The sequence below is a fragment of the Mesorhizobium sp. M7A.F.Ca.MR.362.00.0.0 genome, from assembly GCF_004023175.1.
Classification (GTDB): domain Bacteria; phylum Pseudomonadota; class Alphaproteobacteria; order Rhizobiales; family Rhizobiaceae; genus Mesorhizobium.
Genome location: NZ_RZTF01000816.1, coordinates 1 through 934, shown reverse-complemented (window position 1 = coordinate 934; position 934 = coordinate 1). Strand labels below are relative to the sequence as shown.

At 61.5% G+C, this 934-nt stretch carries 1 protein-coding gene; it reads right to left on the bottom strand.

The window, feature by feature from the left end; translation table 11 throughout:
- A partial coding sequence (locus EOC06_RS37910; protein ID WP_128310152.1) for an aminotransferase class III-fold pyridoxal phosphate-dependent enzyme occupies positions 1-529 on the bottom strand: 529 nt, incomplete at its 3' end.
- Positions 530-934: the final 405 nt, after the last annotated feature.

Here is a 934-nt window from a genome sequence, read left to right as displayed (position 1 = left end):
CACCGTTGAGCTGCTTGTGCATACCATCCATGCCGCCGAGCGAGGTGCCGGCAACGGTCGAGCCGTGATAGGCCATCTTGCGCGAGATGATGCGGTTCTTCTCCGGCTGGCCTTCCAGCACCCAATAGTGGCGCACGAGACGCAGTGCCGTGTCGTTGGCCTCCGAGCCCGACGAACCATAGAACACCTGGTTGACGTGCTTTGGCGCGATCTCCGCCAGCTTCTTGGACAGCAGCACTGGCGTCGGCGTCGAGCATTTGAAGAAGGAGTTGTAATAAGGCAGTTCCTTCATCTGGGCATAGGCGGCCTCGGCCAGCTCGTCACGGCCATAGCCGATGTTGACGCACCACAGCCCGGCCATGCCATCGAGGATTTCAGCCCCCTCGGAATCGTAGATAAAAGGGCCATTGGCATGGGTGATGATGCGCGACCCGGCCCCGCGCATTTCCTTGTGGTCGGTGAACGGATGCAGATGATGCGCGGCGTCGATCTGCTGAAGCTGCTTCAGCGAATAATTCTGATAGGTCATGTCTGATCTTCCCTCTGGATTCTATCCGGCAAGCCGGGGCGAATGCTTCAGAGGCAGAGAGGTGGCGAATAGCCGATGCGGGCGCACAGCCGCAAAAGCTCGGCGCGCAGCGTACGCGGTGACGGCGTCACCGGCGACCCGCAATGCGCGAGCCTCAAATGCGCCAACCAACATCCTGACGAGAGCCATGGCTGGCACCTTAGAGCAAAGGCTGGTCGAGGAGAACCACCCTTTGCTTGGCCCATAACGGAATGAGTCTAGGCCTTGGCTGTCAGCGCCCTCTGCAGGAAGACATATTTCATCGCCGTCTGCGCCGCCTGCGGCCGGCGGTCGCCACGCCCGCCATGACCACCCTCGGTCTCCTCGAAGAACAGCGTCCTGGCATGGCCGGCTTCCTGCAGGCGG